This is a genomic window from Streptomyces sp. MI02-7b, from assembly GCF_033793585.1.
In the GTDB taxonomy this organism is placed as follows: Bacteria; Actinomycetota; Actinomycetes; order Streptomycetales; family Streptomycetaceae; genus Actinacidiphila.
In genome coordinates, this window is record NZ_JARAWX010000018.1 from 41,912 (window position 1) to 64,270 (window position 22,359).

24 protein-coding genes and 1 riboswitch are annotated in these 22,359 nt (G+C 73.0%); of the genes, 13 read left to right on the forward strand and 11 right to left on the reverse strand.

Translation table 11 applies throughout. The annotated features are described in order from the left end of the window. Nucleotides 1-570: 570 nt before the first annotated feature. Nucleotides 571-1,452: a trehalose-phosphatase gene (gene otsB, locus PV364_RS27000; protein ID WP_319662936.1), complete on the forward strand. Its 882-nt coding sequence runs from the start codon at nucleotides 571-573 to the stop codon at nucleotides 1,450-1,452. 141 nt (nucleotides 1,453-1,593) lie between these two features. Here otsB and PV364_RS27005 read toward each other — a convergent pair whose 3' ends face one another. Then, nucleotides 1,594-2,313 (reverse strand): response regulator transcription factor, encoded by a 720-nt coding sequence (locus tag PV364_RS27005; RefSeq protein WP_319662937.1) that lies wholly within the window; start codon nucleotides 2,311-2,313, stop codon nucleotides 1,594-1,596. Beyond that, nucleotides 2,310-3,413: a sensor histidine kinase gene (locus PV364_RS27010; RefSeq protein WP_319662939.1), complete on the reverse strand. Its 1,104-nt coding sequence runs from the start codon at nucleotides 3,411-3,413 to the stop codon at nucleotides 2,310-2,312. Before PV364_RS27010 ends, PV364_RS27005 begins: the two co-directional genes overlap by 4 nt. Before the next feature lie 135 nt (nucleotides 3,414-3,548). Between PV364_RS27010 and PV364_RS27015 the strand changes: the two genes are divergently transcribed. The 3 genes from PV364_RS27015 to PV364_RS27025 are packed head-to-tail and all read left to right on the forward strand — an operon-like array spanning nucleotide 3,549 to nucleotide 5,597. After that, the gene (locus PV364_RS27015; protein ID WP_319662940.1) at nucleotides 3,549-3,785 is read left to right on the forward strand and encodes a hypothetical protein; all 237 of its coding nucleotides are present in this window, start codon (nucleotides 3,549-3,551) and stop codon (nucleotides 3,783-3,785) included. A 24-nt stretch (nucleotides 3,786-3,809) separates the two neighbouring features. Then, the gene (locus PV364_RS27020) at nucleotides 3,810-5,066 is read left to right on the forward strand and encodes an SLC13 family permease (protein WP_319663072.1); all 1,257 of its coding nucleotides are present in this window, start codon (nucleotides 3,810-3,812) and stop codon (nucleotides 5,064-5,066) included. Nucleotides 5,067-5,084: 18 nt separating this feature from the next. After that, entirely contained in the window at nucleotides 5,085-5,597 is a 513-nt protein-coding gene (locus tag PV364_RS27025) for a universal stress protein (RefSeq protein WP_319662941.1), read from the forward strand. A gap of 43 nt (nucleotides 5,598-5,640) precedes the next feature. Here the strand turns inward: PV364_RS27025 and PV364_RS27030 are convergent, their stop codons facing one another. Next, nucleotides 5,641-6,057: a PIN domain nuclease gene (locus PV364_RS27030; RefSeq protein WP_319662942.1), complete on the reverse strand. Its 417-nt coding sequence runs from the start codon at nucleotides 6,055-6,057 to the stop codon at nucleotides 5,641-5,643. A gap of 360 nt (nucleotides 6,058-6,417) precedes the next feature. Between PV364_RS27030 and PV364_RS27035 the strand changes: the two genes are divergently transcribed. Further along, nucleotides 6,418-8,391, forward strand: coding sequence for a LamG-like jellyroll fold domain-containing protein (locus PV364_RS27035; RefSeq protein WP_319662943.1), 1,974 nt, complete (start codon nucleotides 6,418-6,420; stop codon nucleotides 8,389-8,391). A gap of 45 nt (nucleotides 8,392-8,436) precedes the next feature. Here PV364_RS27035 and PV364_RS27040 read toward each other — a convergent pair whose 3' ends face one another. After that, on the reverse strand, nucleotides 8,437-9,321 hold the full coding sequence (locus PV364_RS27040) for a hypothetical protein (protein ID WP_319662944.1): 885 nt from the start codon (nucleotides 9,319-9,321) through the stop codon (nucleotides 8,437-8,439). Between the two features lie 255 nt (nucleotides 9,322-9,576). Between PV364_RS27040 and PV364_RS27045 the strand changes: the two genes are divergently transcribed. Then, nucleotides 9,577-10,290 carry a DUF2993 domain-containing protein gene (locus PV364_RS27045; RefSeq protein ID WP_319662945.1) on the forward strand — a complete coding sequence of 238 codons (714 nt, stop codon included), beginning with the start codon at nucleotides 9,577-9,579 and terminating at the stop codon, nucleotides 10,288-10,290. A gap of 2 nt (nucleotides 10,291-10,292) precedes the next feature. Here the strand turns inward: PV364_RS27045 and PV364_RS27050 are convergent, their stop codons facing one another. Together PV364_RS27050 and PV364_RS27055 are read right to left on the reverse strand one after the other, a co-directional pair. Beyond that, a complete protein-coding gene (locus tag PV364_RS27050; RefSeq protein ID WP_319662946.1) occupies nucleotides 10,293-10,484 on the reverse strand; it encodes a DUF397 domain-containing protein in 192 nt (63 codons plus the stop codon). Next, nucleotides 10,481-11,299: a helix-turn-helix transcriptional regulator gene (locus tag PV364_RS27055; RefSeq protein WP_319662947.1), complete on the reverse strand. Its 819-nt coding sequence runs from the start codon at nucleotides 11,297-11,299 to the stop codon at nucleotides 10,481-10,483. Before PV364_RS27055 ends, PV364_RS27050 begins: the two co-directional genes overlap by 4 nt. 115 nt (nucleotides 11,300-11,414) lie before the next feature. On the opposite strand from PV364_RS27055, the gene PV364_RS27060 reads away from it, so the two are divergent. Both PV364_RS27060 and PV364_RS27065 read left to right on the forward strand, forming a co-directional pair. After that, entirely contained in the window at nucleotides 11,415-11,807 is a 393-nt protein-coding gene (locus tag PV364_RS27060; RefSeq protein WP_319662948.1) for an ATP-binding protein, read from the forward strand. Continuing rightward, a complete protein-coding gene (locus tag PV364_RS27065; RefSeq protein WP_319662949.1) occupies nucleotides 11,804-12,220 on the forward strand; it encodes a hypothetical protein in 417 nt (138 codons plus the stop codon). Before PV364_RS27060 ends, PV364_RS27065 begins: the two co-directional genes overlap by 4 nt. Here PV364_RS27065 and PV364_RS27070 read toward each other — a convergent pair. Beyond that, the gene (locus tag PV364_RS27070) at nucleotides 12,199-12,363 is read right to left on the reverse strand and encodes a hypothetical protein (RefSeq protein ID WP_319662950.1); all 165 of its coding nucleotides are present in this window, start codon (nucleotides 12,361-12,363) and stop codon (nucleotides 12,199-12,201) included. The genes PV364_RS27065 and PV364_RS27070 overlap by 22 nt on opposite strands. A gap of 169 nt (nucleotides 12,364-12,532) precedes the next feature. After that, nucleotides 12,533-13,525, reverse strand: coding sequence for a zinc-dependent alcohol dehydrogenase family protein (locus PV364_RS27075; protein WP_319662951.1), 993 nt, complete (start codon nucleotides 13,523-13,525; stop codon nucleotides 12,533-12,535). Between the two features lie 141 nt (nucleotides 13,526-13,666). On the opposite strand from PV364_RS27075, the gene PV364_RS27080 reads away from it, so the two are divergent. Beyond that, entirely contained in the window at nucleotides 13,667-14,254 is a 588-nt protein-coding gene (locus PV364_RS27080) for a TetR/AcrR family transcriptional regulator (RefSeq protein ID WP_319662952.1), read from the forward strand. Between the two features lie 27 nt (nucleotides 14,255-14,281). On the opposite strand, the gene PV364_RS27085 is transcribed toward PV364_RS27080, so the two are convergent. Further along, nucleotides 14,282-15,742, reverse strand: coding sequence for a trehalose-6-phosphate synthase (locus tag PV364_RS27085; protein ID WP_319662953.1), 1,461 nt, complete (start codon nucleotides 15,740-15,742; stop codon nucleotides 14,282-14,284). A gap of 280 nt (nucleotides 15,743-16,022) precedes the next feature. After that, nucleotides 16,023-16,994 carry a glucosyl-3-phosphoglycerate synthase gene (locus PV364_RS27090; RefSeq protein WP_319662954.1) on the reverse strand — a complete coding sequence of 324 codons (972 nt, stop codon included), beginning with the start codon at nucleotides 16,992-16,994 and terminating at the stop codon, nucleotides 16,023-16,025. Nucleotides 16,995-17,174: 180 nt separating this feature from the next. Then, nucleotides 17,175-17,302, forward strand: a riboswitch (SAM riboswitch). Nucleotides 17,303-17,320: 18 nt separating this feature from the next. Between PV364_RS27090 and thrC the strand changes: the two genes are divergently transcribed. From thrC to groL, 4 genes are all read left to right on the forward strand, one after another. After that, nucleotides 17,321-18,613, forward strand: coding sequence for a threonine synthase (gene thrC, locus PV364_RS27095; RefSeq protein ID WP_319662955.1), 1,293 nt, complete (start codon nucleotides 17,321-17,323; stop codon nucleotides 18,611-18,613). Between the two features lie 50 nt (nucleotides 18,614-18,663). Continuing rightward, nucleotides 18,664-18,942, forward strand: a complete 279-nt coding sequence (locus PV364_RS27100; RefSeq protein ID WP_319662956.1) for a ubiquitin-like small modifier protein 1 — start codon at nucleotides 18,664-18,666, stop codon at nucleotides 18,940-18,942. A gap of 426 nt (nucleotides 18,943-19,368) precedes the next feature. Continuing rightward, nucleotides 19,369-19,575 carry a cold-shock protein gene (locus PV364_RS27105; protein WP_005486335.1) on the forward strand — a complete coding sequence of 69 codons (207 nt, stop codon included), beginning with the start codon at nucleotides 19,369-19,371 and terminating at the stop codon, nucleotides 19,573-19,575. Nucleotides 19,576-19,941: 366 nt separating this feature from the next. After that, nucleotides 19,942-21,564: a chaperonin GroEL gene (gene groL, locus PV364_RS27110; protein WP_319662957.1), complete on the forward strand. Its 1,623-nt coding sequence runs from the start codon at nucleotides 19,942-19,944 to the stop codon at nucleotides 21,562-21,564. A gap of 81 nt (nucleotides 21,565-21,645) precedes the next feature. On the opposite strand, the gene PV364_RS27115 is transcribed toward groL, so the two are convergent. Next, nucleotides 21,646-22,353: a copper homeostasis protein CutC gene (locus PV364_RS27115; protein WP_319662958.1), complete on the reverse strand. Its 708-nt coding sequence runs from the start codon at nucleotides 22,351-22,353 to the stop codon at nucleotides 21,646-21,648. Nucleotides 22,354-22,359 lie beyond the last annotated feature (6 nt).

The window sequence follows — 22,359 nt, forward strand, 5'->3', positions numbered from 1 at the left end:
GCTGGTCTCTTCCCCGGTGGTGTGCGACATGGAGGGGGCACCCCCTGGGCGGCCCCCAGGTCGGTTCACGGTGCGATCGGCATGCGATGGCCATGAGCTCATGAGGTTGCGAAACGGCAACGGATCCCGCGGCCCACGGCGACGGCGCCCCGCCGGTATGCCCGGCCGACGTCCGGGGCAACGGGCGGACAGCCCGCCGCTGCGTCCGGCCGACGTCCGGGGCAACGGGCGGGCGGGTGGGAGACAGCCCGCCGCAGGCGCAGCGGCGCCGCACACGGCGACGGCGGGTCGGCCGCACGCAGCGGCAGCCGCACGCGGCAACGGGCGGACAGCCCGCTGCTGCGTCCGGCCGACGTCCGGGGCAACGGGCGGGCGGGTGGGAGACAGCCCGCCGCAGGCGCAGCGATGCCGCACACGGCGACGGCGGGTCGGCCGCACGCAGCGGCAGCCGCACGCAGCGGCAGCCGCACACGCCCACGGCGCCCCGCCGCAACGCCCCGGAAGCCCCCCGGGAAGGCGATGCTTCCGTACGCCCGCCATGCCCCCCGCGCCGCTGGGTAGGGTCGGGGCATGACCCTCAGGGACCCCAGGGACGAACTGCCCGAGCCGACGACGCCCGAGGGCGGGGACGGCCTGACCGCACTGCTCGCGGAGCCCCGCAGGGCCGTCGTGGCGCTGGACTTCGACGGGACGCTGGCCCCGATCGTGCCGGATCCGGACAGCGCCCGGGCGCACCCGGACGCGGCACGCGTGCTCGCCCGCCTCGCGCCGCGCATCGGGTCGGTGGTGGTCGTGACCGGCCGTCCCGCGGGGGTCGCCGTGCGGTACGGGGGCTTCGCCGGGGTGCCGGGCCTGGAGCATCTGGTGGTGCTCGGTCATTACGGCGCCGAGCGCTGGGACGCGCGTTCCGGCGAGGTGCGGGCGCCCGGCGCGCACCCGGGGGTGGACGCGCTGCGCGCGGAACTGCCCGGGGTGCTGGACGGGATCGGCGCGTGGCAGGGCACGTGGGTGGAGGACAAGGGCCGCGCCGTGGCGGTGCACACACGCCGTACGGATGACCCGCAGGCCGCGTTCGAGGCGCTGCGCGGGCCGTTGGGGGATCTGGCGGAGCGGCACGGGCTGATCGTGGAGCCGGGCCGGATGGTGCTGGAGCTGCGTCCGCCGGGGATGGACAAGGGCGTGGCGCTGGGCGACTACCTGCGCGAGGTCGGGGCAGGACCGGTGCTGTACGCGGGCGACGACCTGGGGGATCTGGCGGCGTTCGGCGCGGTGGAGAAGCGCCGCGCGGACGGCCTGCCGGGTGTGCTGGTGTGCAGCGGCAGCCCGGAGGTGGCGGAGCTGGCCGCCCGCGCGGATCTGGTGGTGGACGGCCCGGAGGGCGTGGTGCGTCTGCTGGACGCCCTCGCGGCCGTACTCGAAGCTCAGGAGACCCAGGACCGCGTGAGCGACTGAAGGGCCGAGCCGTCGGGGTCGGCGGGCTCGACGCCGACGAAGGCGCGGGCGGTTCCGGAGGTCCGCCCCCGGAACGGCCCGCGTGGACGAGGCGGGCATACCGGCGCCCAACGCCCTCTGGCCGAGTGCGAGGCAAAGGGCTCAGGCCCGGCCCGACCCCGCCCCGCCGGCGCCGCCGTCGGCGTCGTGCACGATCAGGGCGATCTGCACCCGGTTGTTGAGGCCGAGCTTGCCCAGGACGCGGGAGACGTGCGTCTTGACCGTGGGCACGCTCATGTGGAGCGCCGCCGCGATCTCCGCGTTCGACCGGCCCTCCCCGATGGACAGCGCCACCTCGCGCTCCCGCTCGCCCAGCGAGGCCAGTTGACGGCGGGCCCGCGCGCCCGTGCTCCGCTCCGCCGCCGCCCCGCCGGACACCTGCGCGATCAACTGCCGTGTCACCGCGGGCGACAGCACCGGCTCCCCCGCCGCCACCTTCCGTACCGCCTCGACGATCTCGCGCGGCGCGGTGTCCTTGAGCACGAAGCCTGCGGCCCCCGCGCGCAGCGCGCGCAGCACGTGCTCGTCGGTGTGGAAGGTGGTCAGCACGATGACCTCGGGCGCCCCCGGCCGGGCCCGCAGTGCCTCCGTGGCGGCCAGGCCGTCCACCGACGGCATGCGGATGTCCATCAGCACCACGTCGGGGGTGTGCGCCTCGACCAGCGCGGCGACCTCCGCCCCGTCGCCCGCCTCGGCCACCACCTCGATGTCGGGGGCCCCGCCCAGCATCAGCCGCAGCCCGGCGCGGACCAGGGGATCGTCGTCGACGAGCATCAGACGCAGCACGGTCACGCCGCCCACCGTAGCCAGTCCGCCCGTCATCCCGCCCACGGCAGCCAGGCGCGGACGCGGAAGCCGCCGCCGTCCGGGCCGTGTTCGAGCCGGCCGCCGGCGAGGGCGGCGCGTTCGGTGAGCCCGACGAGGCCCTGCCCGGCGCCGGGGATGGCCGGGGAGCGCGGGGCGCCGGGGGACGCCGCGTCCGGCGCCGGGTTGCTGATCTCCACCGTCAGCCCGTGTGCCGGGCCACCGGTGACGCGTACGGTCACCTCCGCGCCGGGGGCGTGCTTGCGGGCGTTGGTCAGCCCCTCCTGCACGATGCGGTAGACGGTGCGCCCGGTGGCGGCACCGCCCTCCTCGGCGGCGCGGTCCGTCTGCAGTACGACCCGCATCCCGGCCTCCCGCGCCTCGGCCACCAGCCGGGGCACGTCGGTGAGCGTGGGCTGCGGCCGAGCTCCCGCGCCGGGGGCGCCCGGACCGCCCGGTTCGCGCAGCACGCCGATGATCCCGCGCAGGTCCTCCAGTGCCTGGTGCGCGGCGTCGCGGATCACACCGGCGGCCCGTTCGATCTCGGCGGGCGGCGCCCCCGGGTGGAACTCCAGGGCCCCCGCGTGGACGCTCAGCAGCGTCAGCCGGTGCGCCAGCACGTCGTGCATCTCGCGGGCGATCTCCTCGCGGGCCTGCCGCCGTCCCCTCTCGGCGTGCGAGGCGAGCAACTGCCGCCGGGAGCGCACGTACAGGCCCCAGCCGATCGCCCCGGCCATGATCGCGAAGAAGGTGAGTGCGGAGCCGGTCTCCGGCAGGTCCGGGTCGGGCCCGTGGGCGAGGAACAACGGCAGCGGAGCGAAGGCGAGCGCCGCGATCCACGCCGTGGTCCGCAGCGGCCGGTGGGCCGCCACCGTGAAGACGGCCACCGCCGTCGGCCCGCCCACCAGGTGCGCGAGCCATCCGGTGACCAGCAGCGCCACCGCCAGGTGCACCGGCCACCGCCGCCGCAGGAACAGCGCGGCGCAGGCGACCGCGCTCACCGCCTGCTCCACCACCCCGGTCCCGGCACCGGTCCCGCCCGCGGACAGCACGGAGAAGGCCGCCGCGCCGAGGAAGACCGCGATGTCGGCGCCGATGCCCTTCGGTATGCGTCGCATGTCCCCGAATCTACGGACCGCGGGCGCCGCCACCACCACCCGCGCCGCAAGTCGGGACCTTCGGACGACAGGAGGGCGACGATCGGCTACTTAGGACGACAGCCCGGCCGCCCGGCCGCTCCCTAGCCTTCGGGCATGAAGGCATTGCGCGGGTACAGCGGTTTCATGGGGCTGATCGGTTTCATCCTGCTCTCCCAGGGCGTCGGCGGCATCGTTTACGAAGTCACCGGCGGCTGGTTCCGCGTGTGGGCGCTGACCCAGCGGATCGGTTTCCTGGACGGCTACCGGATCTACGTGTGTGTCGTGCTGGTCGCATTGGGCCTGGCCGTGTGCGTGGCGGCAGACTCGGTGGGCAAGGCGAAGAGCGAGTAGTCCGCCCACCCCGAGGAGCCTGTCCTGAGCACGTCGTACGCGGAGGCGCTGTCCGCCCTGCTGCTGGTGGTGGTGCTGGTCTGCGCCGTGGTGCGCCCCTGGGGGTGGCCCGAGGCGGTGGTCGCCGTCCCGGCGGCGGGGATCGTCATCGGCGCGGGGGCGATCTCCCTGGAGCACGCCGGGGAGGAGGCCGCCCGGCTGGGCCCGGTGATCGGCTTCCTGGCGGCCGTCCTGGTGCTGGCCCAACTCTGCGACGACGAAGGGCTGTTCCGCTTCTGCGGGGCGTGGATGGCGCGCACGGCGGCGGGCCGTCCGCGTCGGCTGCTGGCCCAGGTGTTCGTCGTCGCCTCGGTGATCACGGCGGTGCTCAGCCTGGACGCGACCGTGGTGCTGCTCACGCCCGTGGTCTTCGCGACCGCCGCACGGCTCGGCGCGCGGGCCAAGCCGCACGTGTACGCCTGCACGCACCTGTCGAACACGGCGTCGCTGCTGCTGCCCGTCTCCAACCTCACCAATCTGCTCGCCTTCGCCTCCAGCGGGCTGTCCTTCGCCCGGTTCGCCGCGCTGATGACGCTGCCGTGGCTGGTGGCGATCGGGGTGGAGTACGTGGTGCTGCGGCGCTTCTTCGCGGGGGAGCTGGACGCGGGGGCGGGCGCCCGGACGGCCGGGGACGCGCCCGAGGTGCCGCTGTTCGCCCTGGTGACGGTGGTCTGCACACTCGCCGGCTTCGTCGCCACCTCCGCGTTCGGGCTGAACCCGGCGTGGGCGGCGCTGGCCGGCGCGCTGGTACTGGCGGTGCGCGCGCTGGTGCGGCGCCGGACCACGGTCCGCGCGATCGGCCGGTCGGCGGCCGTGCCCTTCCTGGCGTTCGTGCTCGCGCTCGGCGTCGTGGTGCGCGCGGTGGTGGACAACGGGCTCGCCTCGGTGCTCGCGCACGTCGTGCCCGACGGCACGGGCCTGCTCGCGATGCTCGGACTCGCGGCCCTGGCGGCGGTGCTGGCCAACGTCATCAACAACCTGCCCGCGGTGCTGGTGCTGCTGCCGCTGGCGGCGCCGGGCGGTGCGGGCGCGGTGCTCGCCGTCCTGCTCGGGGTGAACATCGGCCCCAATCTGACCTACGCCGGGTCGCTGGCCACGCTGTTGTGGCGCCGCATCGTGCACGCGCACGACGCGGCGGTGGACTTGCGGGAGTTCACGCTCCTCGGGCTGCTCGTCGTGCCCGCTGCGCTGGTGCTGTCGGTGGTGGCACTGTGGGTGTCACTGCCGGTCTTCGGAGGCTGAGTCGGAAGGGGGACCGCGGTGACCGTCGTCGTCTGGACCGTCGAGGGGACCTGGCCCGCGTCGGTGGACGCCGCCCGCGCCCACGCGCGGGAGGGTGCCGAGATCGTGCTGCTCCATGTCAGCGGCCAGGATGTGCCGGACGCCGCCCACGGCGCGTTCGCGGGTCTGCTGGGCCGCGGGCACGGATCGCCGTACGGCTGGGGCCGGGACCCGGGCACGCGGATGGAGGAGCAGGCCACCGTCTCGGGCCGGGAGTTGCTGGAGGCGGCTGCGGCGCGGCTGGGCCGGCCGTGCGTCCCGCGCGAGCTGACCGGCCGGGTCGAACGGGAGGTGGTGGCCGCGGCCGAGGGCGCCGAACTGCTCGTCCTCGCGCGGGACGGCGACCGCAGCCACCTCGGCCCGCACAGCCTGGGTCCCGCCGCGCGCTTCGTCGTGGACCACGCCCCGTGCCCGGTCCTCCTGGTCTGGCCGGAACCGGCCCCCGACCTCACCACCATCCCGCCCCCGCCGCCGCATCCCCCGCGGGCATAGTGCGGGGTCGGCCCCGCGCCGCCCGGACAGACCCGCGCCCCGGTCAGTCGGCGCTGCCCGCTGCTGCCACCCACCGCACGGGCTGTCCCGTCACGCGCGCGATCATGTCGAAATCGCCGTCGTAGTGCAGGACGGTGGCGCCGTGCCGTTCCGCCGTGGCCGCGATGATCAGGTCGGCGACGGACAGAGCCCTCCGGTTCCCGCCTCCGACGAGCCGGGCTTGCACCTCCAGGGCGCGGTCCCATGCCTCGTCAGGTGTGGGGAGCCAGTCGAAACCGCGCATCTCGTCGCGGATGCGCTCGGCGTCGGCCTTGGAACGGGCGCTGCGGAGGACCTCCAGCTCGACCGCGCCGCACACGGCGAGGAGCCCGGCGTTGTGCAGCGGCTGGACCATGGCGCGGACCGGCGGTTCCGGATAACGGGCGAGGGCGGAGGTGTCGATCAGGAAGCGGTCGGTCATGCGTCCCGGTGCGGGTCGTCCGCGCTGTCGACGGGACCGGTCAGATCAGGCAGCCCGCCCTCGGCCAGCCACATGCCGACCGGGGCCGGGTGGGCCCGGGGTGACCCGCGGGCGGCCTGAGCGCTCTGTGCCACCGCCCGGGCCGTGCGGATATTCCCGGGCGGCTGCGCCGTGGGGATATCGCCTTCTCCTGGTCACTCTCCGCTCATCGAGCGGCCCGCTTCCCGCCACTGGCTGACGAGTGCCGTACACCTTGGGCGGAGACTCGCATTCCGTTTGTCATCTGACGTATGCCCAGCCGGCGACCCTTCTGAGTAGCGTCGATGGGGTTTTGGACCATCGACCCGGGAAGGGCGACCTATGTGCACTCATAATGACACTCCGTCACACGAGCAGGCCGGGCACAGCCGGCGCGGCTTTCTGCGCAACGCGGCGCTGGCCGGTGCCGGAGCGGCGGCCGCAGGTGTCGGCGGGGCCGCGTTCGGCGCGACGCCCGCGTCCGCCACGGAGGCCCTGAGCGCCGCGGACGCCGCGCGGCACGGCGGTACGTCCGGTACGTGGAACCCCGACCCGACCTCGCTCCGGTTCACCCTCGCGATCATGCCGGACACCCAGTTCCTCTACTGGGGCAGCCAGGACAGCGTGAACCGGACTCCGCAGGAGGAGTCGTTCCGCTACATCATCAAGAACAGCGGGAACCCCGACAACAACATCGTGTTCATGGCGCACCTCGGCGACATGACGCAGGACGCCGACCCGTCCTCCTTCGAGCAGGTCGACAAGGCGTTCGCGCTGCTGGACCAGCACGGCGCCGCGTACAGCGTGCTGGCCGGCAACCACGACGTGTCGGGCGACGACACCCGCGGCGACACGCCGTACCTGCAGACCATGGGCCCGCAGCGGTTCCGGCACTCCAAGTCCTTCGCGGGGGCGGACGAGACCGGTTACAACACCGCGCACATCTTCCAGGCCGCCGGCCGCTCGTGGCTGCTGCTGGCGCTGGACTGGCGGACCACCGACCAGGGTTACGCGTGGGCCAACAAGGTCATCAAGGCCCACCCGAAGATGCCGGTGATCGTCACGTCGCACGACATCGTCGCCTCTCCGTACGATGACAACGTTTTCCCCTACGAGTCCGGCGACCCCGAGAACAACGCCGTGATCGTGGGCAACGGCCAGGTGATGTGGGACAAGCTGATCAAGGAGAACGACCAGGTCTTCCTGACCCTCAACGGCCACTACTGGCCGCCCGGGCGCATGACCCAGAAGAACGCCGCCGGCAACGACGTGCACATGCACATCACGAACTACCAGAACCGCTACTTCGGCGGCGGCGGCATGATCCGGCTGTACCACTTCGACCTGGTCCGCAACACGATCGACGTCGAGACGATCAACCCCTGGGTGCTGGCCCAGGACCCGGAGTCCCGCACCGAGCTGGCCGCCGAGATCGCCCAGGTCACCGGCCCGGTGGACAACTTCTCGATGCCGATCGACTTCGACGAGCGGTTCTCGGGCTTCATCCCGGTTCCGGCCCGGCCCGCCCGCCCGGCGAGCAAGGAGCTGGTGAAGGGCACCCTGGCGTACTGGCGCTTCGACGGGCAGGGCGCGCCCGGCACCGCGCTCACCGCGGGCCAGACGATCCGCGACCTGTCGGGCAAGGGCAACGACCTGACGGTGGTGACCCTGCCGGGCACCGCCGCCGACGCGCTGACCTGGTCCGCCGACCACCACCCCGACCAGCCCGCGCACGCCAGCCTGAAGTTCGCCGGCGGCCGGAACCCGGTCAACGGCTCGTACCTCACCACCGGGCCGAAGGCGCCGCTGAACACCGAGACGTTCAGGAGCGGCTACACGATCGAGTCGTTCGTCATGATGCCGCTGGACTGGGACTCCGGCAGGAACGGCAACGCGTCGTTCCTCAGCCGCCGGGGTTCGGCCGGCGCCGCGGGCAAGCACGGCAAGAACACCGACCCGAACGAGCCCCTGGCCCAGTTCAACATCACGAACAACGGCCGCGAGCCGCAGTTCAACCACTACCCGACGAACACCACCTACCCGACGACCAACTGGGGTCACGGCCTGGTGGAGCTCAAGTGGTGGCACCTGGCGGTCGTCAACGACGGCCGCTACACCCGGCTGTACGTCGACGGCGCTCCCGTCGTCGACAACCCGAACCGGATCTCGCAGGGCCTCACCTCCCTCGGGCTGCCCTGGCTGGTGGGCGGCCACGAGTACGCGGGCGCGATCGACGTCGTCTTCCACGGCAACGTCGGCGACATCCGCATAGTGAACCGCCCGCTGTCCCACGACGAGTTCCTGACCGCCGAGTAAGGCGGCCGTTGCCCGCCCCCGGCCCACCCGCCGGGGGCGGGGGACTCAGGCCCGCGGGGCCGGACGGGCGACCGCCAGCGCGGCCCGTACCCGTTCCGCGCCGCTCGGCCCGCCGGGAGCGGGCACAGCCGCGGGCACGGGCAACGGCACGGCTCCCGTGCACGGCGTGCACACCCCGGTGGCCTGGCCGCGCGGCAACGGGTCGCCGCAGCCCGGGCATTCGGGCAGCGGTGCGGCCGGGGCCGCCGGATCGGCGCAGGTGCGCGGCGCGGGGAGTTTGTCGCGCAGGCGGCGGGCGATGAAGCCGGCGGGGGAGTGCACGGCGGTCGGCAGTCCGGCGGTCACGGCGGTGCGCAGTTCGAGTTCGCTCGCGCCGTTCGCCAGCCAGCGCGCGGCCAGCGGTGCCAGTCCGGCCGCCTCGGCGACGCCGAGCGCGAGTCTGGCCTCCATCCGCCCCACCCGGTGCAGCACGGCCGCCGCGCGGGCGACCAACGGCGCGGCGGGGTGGGGGGTGTTCACCTCATCGGTGTTCTTCCCCTTGGGGGATGTGCCGACGGCCCGTCCGGCCGGTGCGCCGACCGTCGGCATCCGGTCACCCGGCGGCGCGAAGGCCGCCTCGATCTCCTCCGCCGTCCGCAGCGCGACGTTGGAGACGAGCACGCGCGTCGTCCAGCGGCCGGTGCGCGGGCACTGACTGCGCCGGGTGTGGACGAAGCCCTCGGCCTCCAGTTGCTGCCGGGCCCGGCGCAGGGCGATGCGGCCCTCGGGCATCTTCTCGCCGATGCTCTGCAGGGTCTCCCGCGAATCCCCGGGCAGGGAGAGCGCCCACTGCAGCAGTCGTACGGCCGTTCCGTTCAGCCGCGGATGGCGGATGAGGTCGTTCGGCGTCTGGGAGAAGAAACGGGTCGGCGGGATAGCATGGCGCATCATTTACGGGGCTCCTGTCGTAAGCCTCGGAGGTGTAGGCCCCCGGCCGGTGTTGGCGCACCACTGGGGGCCGCTTCATGCGGTGGGCACGAAGCGTGATCGGGCGGTCACTCTATCGGCATCGCGGCGCCGCACGCGACGAACGCCCGTCACTGCCCGTGCCCTTGGGGCGGGGCCGGCCCCGTCGACCGGGGCTGGTGCCGGGGCGCGTGACCGTGCATGATCACCTCGCACGCGACAACGTATGGGGGGATCGGCGTGGGACGTCGTTGGGTAAGAGTCCTGGCTGTCACGGTCGTTGTGCTGGCCGTGCTGTTCGTGACCGCGGACCGGGTGGCCGTGCACGTCGCGGACAAGGAGGTGCTCCGGCTCGCGCAGGAGAAGTACGGCTACGCGAACACCACGGACGGCCACATGAGCGTGGCGATCCAGGGCTTCCCGTTCGTGACCCAGGCGATCGGCGGCGACTTCCGGCACGTCACGCTGACCGCGGAGAAGTTCTTCATCGACACCACGGACAACCGGCAGGGCGGCTACCTGGACATCGCCCGTCTCTCCCTCGACCTGCGCGGCGTGAGCGTGACCTCACTGACGGCGCGCAGCGCCCAGGCCGATCTCGCCACCGGCACCCTGACCCTCTCGTACGACGACCTGTCCGGCGTGGTGACCCGGCTGGCGAGGGCAGGCGGCCCCCTGCGGGTCTCGCAGGCCCCGGGGTCGGACGGCCAGGAGGCACGCCTCCGGGTCTCGGGAACGGTCGGCGGAACACCCCTGAACGGCACGGGAACGCTCCTCGCGCAGGGCTCGGAGCTGACTCTGACCGTTCCCGGTGCGCCGGACGCCGGCTGCGCGTGGAAGATGAGTCTCCCGGTGGGCCTCGGCTTCACCGCCGCGCGCGCCACCGCCGACGGCATCGAGATCAGCCTCGTCGGTCACCAAGTGACGCTCGGCTCCTCGCGCTTCGACGCGTGAGGTCACTCCACCGGCACGGCGGCGGCGTACGCGACGAAGGCCGTCCACTGCTCGGCCGTGAACGCGTGCGCGGGCCCCGCGGGGTCCTTGGAGTCCCGGACGTGGACGGCGGCCGGGCCGATGGCGACCTCGATGCACGCCCCGCCCTCACTGCCGCTGTAGCTGCTCTTGAACCATGCGAGTTCGGCGGTCATAGCTCCCCTGCAATCTGCTCGATCACCTTCGCGGAGTCCCCGACGCTGAGGGCCTGCGACCGGATCATCGCATAGCGCTGGTTGAGTTTGCTGACCTCGTTCCGCTGGTCCACCAGCACGCTGCGGCCCTGGACTTCGAGATAGGCGAGCAGCCGCAGATCGGGGGTCTCCAACAGGTGCATGGGCCCGTCGAAACCGGCGTGCGCCTCGTGGGGGAGCGGCATGACCTGGACGGTGACGTTCCGCAGCGCGCCCGCCTCCAGCAGGCGTTCCAGTTGGCGGCGGTTGACCTCGCGGCCGCCCACCGGGCGGCGCAGCACCCACTCCTCGATGACGAAGGCGAGCTGCGGCGCCGGGGTCCGGGTCAGCAGCGACTGCCGGGCCAGCCGGGCCCGCACCCGGCGCTCGACCTCGTCCGCCTCCAGCGTCGGGCAGTGGGCGCCCAGCACCACACGGGCGTAGTCCTCGGTCTGCAGCAGGCCGTTCACGACATGCGTGTCGTATGTGTAGAGGCAGGCCGCGGCGCGCTCCAGCTCCGCGTACTCCTCGAACCACGACGGGAACTCGCCGCGCTCCAGGTGCCGCGCCGCGGCCCGCAGCACCCCGCCCGCGTCGCCGAGCAGCGCCTCCGCGCTCTCCACGAACGCCGGCGGCGGCATCCGCTCGCCCCGCTCGATTTTGACCACCAGGGACTTCGAGTAGCCGACGCGCGCGGCCAGTTCGTCGGTCGTCAGCCCCCGCGCCTCGCGCAGCGACCGCGCGACCGAGCCGAACATCCGCATGCTGGCCGAGCCCTCGCCCTTCGTCGCCGGCACGCCACCACCTCCCCGATACACAGCGCGTACACACCGGCCCGGCCTCCCCGACACAACTGATCCGGGGTCAGGTCGTCCCTGGTCAGGCTAGCCGCGGCACGGAACCGTTGACTCCATGACGCAGGAATCCCCACCCGGAACGGCGATGCGTGTCATCGCCGAGCCCGCCCGTATCGCCGCCGTGCGCATTGCCGTGCGCGAACAACTCCGCGCCTGGGGCCGCGAGGACCTCGCGCACGCCGCCGCGCTGTGCGTCACGGAGATACTCGCCAACGTCCACCGCCACGCGGGCTCCCCCGAGTGCGAACTGACCCTGCACGACCTCGCCGGCGAGGGCGTGCGGGCCACGGTCAGCGACCGCTCGCACCGGCTGCCCGTACCCGCTCCGCTGCCGCTCGACTGGTCGGCCGAACGCGGCCGCGGCATGCACCTCATCGCGACGGCGGCCCACCGGTGGGGCGCCCGCCCGACGCCCACCGGCAAGCAGGTCTGGGTGGTGCTGCGGTGAGGCCCGCCACCTGGGCCTGGCTGGACGGCACCGCCTTCGGGCCGGTGGCCTTCCTGTTGCTGGCCCATCCGCGCGGGCACGGCACGGCGGGGCTCGCCGCACTGCTCGGCCTGGCCGAGCCGGGGCGGCGGCTGCCCGACCTGGGCGAGCGGATCACCGTGAGCGCTCCCGGCCGGGCCGTCGTGCACGCGGACGGGGGCGGGTGCCTGCTCGAAGTCGCCGTCGGGGAGCGGTGGTCCGCCTTCGTGGCGGACGGCGGCCCGGTCGCCCTGGTCGTCGGACTCGAACCGCTCGCCCGCCGGGCCCCGCTCGCGGAGGTGGAGGACTACCTCGCCACCGGCGCGCTGACCGCCCGCATCCGGCTGGGGATCAGCAGGCGACGGGCGGCCGGTCAGCCGCGCACCGGGGGCTGACCGGCCGTCGTCCCCGGGAACGCCAGGGCGGACGGGTCGAAGACCCACGCCCTGCTGTGCCGCGACCCCGGGCAGGTCAGCCGGGAGGCGGCGCGGTACGGCGCGGCGTGGGGATCGGGGACGAGGAGGGACTCGGGGAGCATCGCGCCGATCGACTCGAAGACCGCCTCCTCGTGCGGCGGTCGCCGGCCCGGCCCGGGCCTGTCCGGTGAGGGCGCCGCGGCCCGTGCTCCTGTCCGGGGTCGCCGGGGCGTCCCCGGCCGGGGAGCGGAGGCAGGAGGCCGTCCCGGACCGGGCCCACCGCCGGAGGCGTCAGTGCCGGACCGTGACCACGATCTTGCCGACCTGGCCGTTGGACTCCATGTAGCGGTGCGCCTCGACGATCTCCGTGAGATCGAAGGTCCGGTCCACCAGGGGCGTGAGGGCCTCGGTGTCCAGTCCCTCCCGCACGAACGCGACCGCGCGGCGCAGCCGGTCGGCGTCCTGCGTCACCTCGAAGACCGTGAAGAAGCGGCTGGTGATGCCGGGACGCTCCTCGGCGGTGGGCAGCTCCGCGGGGCGCGGGTCCAGCGCACCGTAGAGCAGGAGCGAGCCGCCGGGCCGGACGAGCGGCGCCAGGTCGCGCAGGCCGGGGCCGCCGACGGAGTCGAGGACCGTCCGGACGCCGCGCCCGCCGGTGATCTGCCGTACGCGCTCCGCCGGGTCCTCGGTGCCGGTGACGATCACGTGCGCGGCCCCGGCGTCCAGCAGCCGCCGCTTCTTCTCCGCGCTGCGGGTGGTGGCGATCGGGACCGCGCCGACGCGGAGGGCGGTCTGGATCGCGGCCAGGCCGACACCGCTGGAGGCGGCCGTGATCAGTACGGCGTCCCCCGGCTCGGTCCGTCCGTCCTCCGCCAGGGCCCCGTACGCCGTCAGGTACGTCATCCAGACGGCCGCGGCGGTCACGGGGTCGCTGCCGGGGGCGCGGTGCACGGCGGCGGCCGCCGGCACCAGCGCGTGCGCGCCGTAGGTGGCGTAGTCGGTGAGCAGGAAGCCCGGGACGACCGCGACCGCGTCGCCCGGGGCGAAGCCGGTCACCGCGTCCCCGACGGCCTCGACCACGCCCGCGGCCTCGTACCCCAGGCCCGACGGGAACTTCGGCGGGTAGAAGTAGCGGCCCTCGCGGAACATCGCCTCGGCCCGGTTCAGGCCGAAGGCGTCGACGCGGATGCGCAGTTCGCCGGGGCCGGGCCCGCCGACCTCCACGTCCCGCAGTCTCAGCACCTCGGGGCCGCCGGTCTCGTCGAACTCCACGCGCAGGCTCATGGTCCGGGCTTCCTCTCGGGAGGGGTGCACAGGCGGCCGGACACCCGGCCACCCGGGGGAAACAGATCTGTTTCCTCGATGTCGCCGTTACGGTACACCGATCTGTTTCCTCTCGTCGGCACCCCGGGTTACATTGGCCGCATGACGATCGACACCAAGGCGCCGGACGCCGTGCGCGAGCGCGTGCTCGCCGCCGCGTGCGACCTGTTCACCACCAGGGGCATCAACACCACGGGAGTGGACCTGGTGTCGGAGTCGGCCGGGGTGTCCAAGCGCAGCCTCTACCAGCGCTTCCCCAGCAAGGACCACCTGATCGCGGCCTACCTGCCGCTGGCCACCGACCGCTTCATGGCAGGGCTGATCCCGCCGGAGGACAGCGGCCTGTCACCGGCCGGGAAGATGATCGAGGTCTTCGCCGCCGCCCGGCGCGCGTCGGGCGACCCCGGCTTCCGCGGCTGCCCCGTGCTCAACGCGGCGGCCGAGATCACCGACACCGCCCATCCCGTGCGGGATGTGGCGCTGTCCTACAAGAAGCGCCTCCAGGAGTACTTCACCGAACAGGCCCGGGCCGCCGGCGCCGCCGAACCGGTCCTGCTCGCCGAGCAGTTGACCATGTTCTTCGACGGGGCCATGTCCTACGCCTCGGTGCGCAACGAGCCCCTGCCCGCCACCGTGACCACGACGGTCCGCACCCTGCTGGCGGCCCAGTCGGTTCCGCTGCCGGACTGACCGCACTGGCCGGACCGGCCCGGCCGGTCAGTCCAGGGCGCGCAACTGGTCCAGGAACCACTGCTGCGGCGGCAGCGCGGTGGCCGCCGCGGCCAGCCGCTTGGTGGCCTCGGCGCGCTCCCCGTGGGAGACCGAGAGCGCCTGGTGCAGCGCGCGGGCGGTGGCCAGGATGTCGTAGGGGTTGACCACGAAGGCGTCGTCGCCGAGCTCCTCGTAGGCGCCCGCCTCACGGGACAGCACTAGGGCGACGCCGTCGTCGGTGACGACCGGGATCTCCTTGGCCACCAGGTTCATGCCGTCGCGGATCGGGTTGACCAGAGCCACGTCGGCCAGCCGGTACGCCGCGAGCGAGCGCGCGAAGTCGTCCTTGACGTGCAGGATCACCGGCTCCCAGCCCGGGGTGCCGAACTCCTCGTTGATCTCCTCGGCGAGGTCGGAGACCTCGTCGGTGTACTCGCGGTAGATCGCCAGGTCGGTGCGCGAGGGATAGGCGAACGCGACGTGCACCACGCGGCCCTGCCACTCGGGGCGGTCGCGCAGCAGCTGCGCGTACGACAGCAGGCCGCGCACGATGTTCTTCGACAGCTCGGTGCGGTCCACCCGCACGATGACCTTGCGGTCCGGGCCGCCCACGGCCTCCCGGAGCACCGCCAGGCGCTCCTCCACGTCCGGGCGGTGCGCCCGCTCCCGCAGGAAGTCCGCGTCGGCCCCCAGCCCGTGCACCCCGATCCGGGTGGTGCGGCCGTGGTACGTCACCGTCAGCGCGCCCTCGTCCCGGCTCACCGTCGCGCCGAGCACGTCGGCGCAGCACGCGGCGAACGCCTCCGCCCAGCGCCGGGTCAGGAACGCCGCCCGGTCCGCGCCCAGGACGCCGGTCAGCACCTCGGCCGCCACGTCGTCCGGCAGCAGCCGGTAGTACTCCGGCGGCGCCCACGGCGTGTGGGAGAAGTGGCCGATCCGCAGGTCGGGGCGGCGCGAGCGGAGCATCTGCGGCACCAGCGTCAGGTGGTAGTCCTGCACCAGGACGGCCGCGCCCTCCCCGGCCTCCTCCGCCAGCGCGTCGGCGAAGGCGCTGTTGTACGCCACGTACGCCGCCCACTGGTCACGGAAGTCCTCGTCGAAGACGGGCTCCAGCGGCGTCTGGAAGAGCAGGTGGTGGACGAACCACAGCACGGAGTTCGCGATCCCGTTGTACGCGGACGCGTACGTGTCCGCCGGGATGTCCAGCATGCGCACCCGCTGCTCACCGGTGTCCTCCGCGGGCAGCCGCCCGCTTCTGTCCGGGGTCCGCAGCACGGCCGCGCGATCACCGTCGCCGAGCGCCGCGCACACCCACACGGCGTCCGTGTCCGGCCCGATCGCGCTCAGCCCCGACACGAGCCCGCCGCCTCCGCGGCGGGACTCCAGCGTCCCGTCCTCCCGGAGGCTGTACGAGACGGGCCCGCGATTGGACGCCACCAGAACCCGCGCGCCATGCGATGCGACCATGCCGCCAGCCTAGCCACGCATCCCCACCCGCAAACGTGTGCGCTACGCCACCCGGGTCCCCCTCCCCGCCGACCCCCCGACCCGTCGCCCTCAGGGGCGCGCCCAGCCACGACGCACCCGCGGCGCGTACCCCTTCAGGAGCGCGGGGAACTGCGCGCCCAGCCGAGCCCGCGGCGCGTACCCCCAGGGGCGCGGAGAACTGCGCGCTCAGCCGAGCCCGCGGCGCATACCCCCAGGGGCGCGGAGAACCGCCACGTACCCGCACGGAACGAACGCGGCGTCACGCCACCTCGCGCCGCCGCACATACTCCGGCACGGTCATCATCGGCGGCCGCTCCTCCGTCACCACGTCGTGGACCCGCGGCTCGAAGCCGCCGCCCGCCGCGCGGTCGAACTGCGTGAGGACGGGCCGCACCAGATGCCCGCGCGCAAGGCGCGTCTGCGCGGTGCGGTAGATCGTCGCGGCCATCCGCCCGAGTGCCTGCCCGTCCTGGTGCCGGTGGTGCCGCACCCCGACGTCGACCTGGGCGAGCGCGTCGAGCCCGACCGTGTTGAGCGCGTCGATGAGGATCCCCAGCTCGACGCCGTACCCCACGGGGAACGGCAGCCGCTCCAGCAGCGACCGGCGCGCCGCGTACTCGCCGCCGAGCGGCTGCACGAAGCCCGCGAGCTGCGGCCAGTGCAGGTTGAGCAGCGGCCGGGCGACCAGTTCCGTGACCCGGCCGCCGCCGGCCGGGTCCACCGTGCCGCCGGTCTCCAGGGGCCGGTCGTACATCGCCTTGACCAGGTGGACGTTCCCGTCCGTGAGCAGCGGCCCGACGATCCCGGAGACGAAGCGCGCGTCGAACTCGCGCAGGTCGGCGTCGACGAAGCAGACGATCTCGCCGCGCGTCGCGAGCAGCGAGCGCCACAGCACCTCGCCCTTGCCGGGCACGGCCGGCAGCCGCGGCAGGATCGCGTCGCGGTGGACCACCGTCGCCCCGGCCTCCGCCGCGACCGCCGCGGTCCGGTCCGTGGACCCCGAGTCCAGTACGACGAGCTCGTCGACCAGCGGCACGGCCTCGGACATCAGCTCGCGCCGGATCTCCGCCACGATCGCCCCGACCGTGGCCTCCTCGTCGAGCGCGGGCAGCACCACGCTCACCGTCCCGCGCGGGCCCGCGGCCCGCTTCGCGGCGAGGAGCTGGGACAGCGGGCGGCACTCGGCGGTCCAGGACCGCCGCCGCAGCCAGCCGGCTACCTCGTCCAGCACTGCGTCGCTCCGTTTCTGCCCCGTCTTCGCCCGGTCCTCGGCCCGTCTCGAAGGACGGACGGCCTGTGACCAGGTTCGAGGTCGTCGGTTACAGTCTTGAACACGAGGCATGACCATCGTATGTCCGCGGTGATCGCGCCCCGTACGACAAATGCACGGGCCCTGGGCCCGGTGCCATACCGCTCATCCAGAGGGGCAGAGGGAACGGCCCGTTGAAGCCCCGGCAACCCTCCCGCCGACCGCGAGGTCCAGGTGGGGAAGGTGCCAATTCCGTCTCGTGGCGAGATTCGCCGTGAGGAAGATGAGGAGAAAGGGCCTCGCCTGACATGGCTGCGCAGACTGTTGTCACCGACGTCGCGTCCACGGATTCCCCCTTCGGACCCGCTTCCGCGTTGTCCTGCCGCGAGTGCGGCGAACGCTTCCCGCTGAGCCCGGTCTTCGCCTGCGAGGTCTGTTTCGGGCCGCTCGAAGTGGCCTACGACCTCCCCGCCGGCGACCCCGAGACGCTCCGCAAGCGGATCGAGTCCGGACCGAACAACATCTGGCGCTACGCGCCGCTGCTGCCCGTCCCCGCCGACGTGGCGACCAAGCCCAACCTGAACCCGGGCTTCACCAAGCTGGTCAAGGCCGACAACCTCGCCCGCGAACTGGGCGTCACCGGCGGCCTGCACATCAAGGACGACTCCGGCAACCCCACGCACTCCTTCAAGGACCGCGTCGTCGCCATCGCCCTCGAGGCCGCCCGCACCTTCGGCCTCACCACGCTGTCCTGCTCGTCCACCGGCAACCTCGCGGGCGCGGTCGGCGCCGCGGCGGCCCGCGCCGGCTTCCGGTCCTGCGTGTTCATCCCGCACGACCTGGAGGAGGGCAAGGTCGTCATGGCCGCCGTCTACGGCGGCGAACTGGTCGGCATCGAGGGCAACTACGACGACGTCAACCGCTTCTGCAGCGAGCTGATCGGCGACCCGATCGGCGAGGGCTGGGGCTTCGTCAACGTCAACCTCCGCCCCTACTACGGGGAGGGCTCCAAGACGCTCGCGTACGAGATCTGCGAGCAGCTCGGCTGGCGCCTGCCGGACAACCTGGTCATCCCGATCGCCTCCGGCTCCCAGCTGACGAAGATCGACAAGGGGCTGCAGGAGCTGATCAAGCTCGGCCTGGTGGAGGACAAGCCGTACCGCATCTACGGCGCCCAGGCCGAAGGGTGCTCCCCGGTCTCCACCGCCTACAAGGCCGGGCAGGACGTCGTGCGCCCGCAGAAGCCCAACACCATCGCCAAGTCGCTCGCCATCGGCAACCCCGCCGACGGCCCCTACGTGCTGGACATCGCCCGGCGCACCGGCGGCGCGGTCGAGGACGTCACCGACGAGCAGATCGTGGACGCCATCAAGCTGCTGGCCCGCACCGAGGGCATCTTCGCGGAGACGGCGGGCGGTGTGACCGTCGGCGTCCTGAAGAAGCTGATCGAGAGCGGGCAGTTGGACCCGGCCGCCGAGACGGTCGTCCTCAACACCGGTGACGGGCTCAAGACCCTGGACGCCGTCGCCGCGACCTCCCGCCCCACGGCCACCATCCGCCCGAGCCTCGACGCGTTCCGCGCCGCCGGCCTGGCCGGCTGACCCCGACCGCCGACCGCCGACCGTCCCAGAACGAAGGTGAACCCCGCATCATGAGCGCGAACGTCCGCATCCCCACCATCCTTCGCCCCTACACCGGCGGCCGGGCCGAGGTGCCCGCCGCCGGCGGCACGCTGGCCGAGGTCATCGAGTCGCTGGAGAAGGACCACCCCGGTATCTCGGCCCGCGTCCTGGACGACACGGGCAAGCTGCGCCGCTTCGTGAACGTCTACGTCAACGACGACGACGTCCGCTTCTCCGAGGGCCTGCAGACCGTGGTGGCCGACGGCGCGTCCGTCTCGATCATCCCGGCGGTCGCCGGGGGCTGTTGAGCCGCGAGCGCCGCGGAACGGCCAGGGGTGCCGGGAGTTGCTCCCGGCACCCCTGTGTGCGTGAGGGGTAGTTGAAGGGCTGTACAGTTGCTCCGGAGGCTCGCAACCCCCTGCAACGCTCTGCGCAAACCCTCTTCACGGGGCGTCCTTGTCGGCGATTTATCGCCAAATTCCAGCGGTGATTGTCGTGTTGGCGACATATGTCCCGCCCGAGTTGCCCCGGATTGTTGGCCGTTCGAGCCGTTCTTCCCTTTTTCCGTGCCCGGATTTCTCGTCCGATTGACCTGTTGCAGACAGCGTCCGTGCAGATACATTCAGCCGCGGTCGACGCGTTCCGGCGCACGCCCCCTTGGCTGTAGGGGGTGAGGTCTGACCCGGGTCCGCGAGGTGCGGGTCTGTGAAGGGCCAGCAATAGGGGAGTTAGGAATGGCTCAGGGCACCGTCAAGTGGTTCAACGCGGAGAAGGGCTACGGCTTCATCGCGGTCGACGGTGGTGCGGACGTCTTCGTGCACTACAGCGCGATACAGATGGACGGCTACCGCACCCTCGAGGAAGGCCAGCGGGTCGAGTTCGAGATCTCGCAGGGCCAGAAGGGGCCGCAGGCGGACATGGTCCGCCTTGCCGCCGGCTGACGCCGCGCATCGGCCACGGAGCGCCACGTACGAACGCGCTCGAACATCACTGTCAAGGCCCGCCCCCTCCACAGGGGCGGGCCTTCGCGCGTTCCCCGGGCGCCGGCGGACGCCGGGGGATCTTCGGCGGCCCCGCGGGAGACCGGCCGAGCGGCTTGCACTCTCCTAGGGCGAGTGCTAATCATTGGCGTTAGCACTCTGACGTTGAGAGTGACAAAGGACCGAGTGGGTGAGGCCCGTTCGACCGCCGGAAAGGAACCGGCGGGAGGCAGGCCGTCCGTCGCGGGCGCCGGCGCGGTCCTGGAGTAATCCTTCCCCGCAGCCGTGTGCCGCGGGGGGACCCCAAGTCCGGGAGGACCACTTCACATGGCCAAGATCATCGCGTTCGACGAGGAGGCACGGCGCGGTCTCGAGCGCGGGATGAACCAGCTCGCCGACGCCGTCAAGGTCACCCTCGGCCCCAAGGGCCGCAACGTCGTCCTCGAGAAGAAGTGGGGCGCCCCCACGATCACCAACGATGGTGTGTCCATCGCCAAGGAGATCGAGCTCGAGGACCCGTACGAGAAGATCGGCGCCGAGCTGGTCAAGGAGGTCGCGAAGAAGACGGACGACGTCGCCGGTGACGGCACGACGACCGCGACCGTCCTCGCCCAGGCGCTGGTCCGCGAGGGCCTGCGCAACGTGGCCGCGGGTGCCAACCCGATGGCCCTGAAGCGTGGCATCGAGGCGGCCGTCGAGGCCGTTTCCGCCGCCCTGCTCGAGCAGGCGAAGGACGTGGAGACCAAGGAGCAGATCGCCTCCACCGCCTCCATCTCCGCCGCTGACCCCCAGATCGGCGAGCTCATCGCCGAGGCGATGGACAAGGTCGGCAAGGAAGGCGTCATCACCGTCGAGGAGTCCCAGACCTTCGGTCTGGAGCTGGAGCTCACCGAGGGTATGCGCTTCGACAAGGGCTACATCTCGGCGTACTTCGCCACCGACCTGGAGCGTATGGAGACCGTCTTCGACGACCCGTACATCCTGATCGTCAACTCCAAGATCTCCGCGGTCAAGGACCTGCTGCCGCTCCTGGAGAAGGTCATGCAGGGCGGCAAGCCGCTGCTGATCATCGCCGAGGACGTGGACGGCGAGGCCCTGTCGACCCTGGTCGTCAACAAGATCCGCGGCACCTTCAAGTCCGTCGCCGTCAAGGCCCCGGGCTTCGGCGACCGCCGCAAGGCCATGCTCCAGGACATCGCCATCCTCACCGGTGGCACCGTGGTGTCCGAGGAGGTCGGCCTCAAGCTGGAGAACGCCGGTCTGGAGCTGCTGGGCCGCGCCCGCAAGGTCGTCGTCACCAAGGACGAGACCACCATCGTGGACGGCTCCGGCGACGCCGACCAGATCCAGGGCCGGGTCAACCAGATCCGTGCCGAGATCGAGAACAGCGACTCGGACTACGACCGCGAGAAGCTCCAGGAGCGCCTCGCCAAGCTGGCCGGCGGCGTGGCCGTCATCAAGGCCGGCGCGGCCACCGAGGTCGAGCTCAAGGAGCGCAAGCACCGCATCGAGGACGCGGTGCGCAACGCCAAGGCCGCCGTCGAGGAGGGCATCGTCGCCGGTGGTGGCGTGGCCCTGCTCCAGGCGTCCAACGTCTTCGAGAAGCTCGAGCTCGACGGCGACGAGGCCACCGGTGCGGCGATCGTGAGGCTGGCCCTGGAGGCCCCGCTGAAGCAGATCGCGGTCAACGCCGGCCTCGAGGGCGGCGTCGTGGTGGAGAAGGTCCGCAACCTCACCCCGGGTCACGGCCTCAACGCCGCGACCGGCGAGTACGTCGACCTGATCGCCGAGGGCATCATCGACCCGGCCAAGGTGACGCGCTCCGCGCTGCAGAACGCGGCCTCCATCGCCGCGCTCTTCCTCACCACCGAGGCCGTCATCGCCGACAAGCCGGAGAAGGCCGCGGCCCCGGCCGGCGGCGGCATGCCGGGCGGTGACATGGACTTCTGATCCCGCGAGGGTTCAGCGGTACACGATCGAGGGCGGCACCCCGCACGGGGTGCCGCCCTCGGGCGTTCCCGGGAACCGGGGCTAGCCGACGGCGACCGGCGCGTCGAGCAGATCGCGCCAGGTCCGTACGGCCTCCGCGTCGACGGGGCCCGCCCAGCCGCCGGGGCGGACCGCGCCGCCGACGTGGAAGGCGTCGATGCCCGCGGCGAGCAGCCGGGGCAGGTGCTCGGCGCGCAGGCCACCGCCGACCATCAGCTGCGGATCGCCGGGCACGCCCTCGGCCGCCTCCGCGACCAGGACGCCCAGGCCGGCGTCGACGCCGCGGGCCGATCCCGCCGTGAGGTACGTGTCGTGCCCGGGCAGTCCGCGCAGCGCCGCGCGCAGCCCGGTGCGGTCCGCGCAGTGGTCGATGGCACGGTGGAACGTCCAGCGCGCCCCCGGGCCGACGGCGTCGGCCAGCAGCCGCACCGCCCCCAGGTCGGGCCCGCCGCCCGCGTCCAGGAAGCCGAGCACGAACTCGTCGGCGCCCTCGGTGCGCAGGGCGGCCGCCGCCGCGCACAGCGCGTCGACCTCCCGGGCGTCGCCCGCCGCGAAGTCGGCCCGGCCGCGCAGCATCACCCGCACCGGTACGTCCACCGCGGCACGCACGGCCGCGAAGACCTCCCGGCGCGGGGTGAGGCCGTCGGCGGACATGTCGGTGACCAGTTCGAGGCGGTCCGCGCCCCCCGTCTGGGCCGCGCGTGCGTCGTCGACGTCGAGCGCGATCACTTCGAAAATTGGTCTAGACATATATCC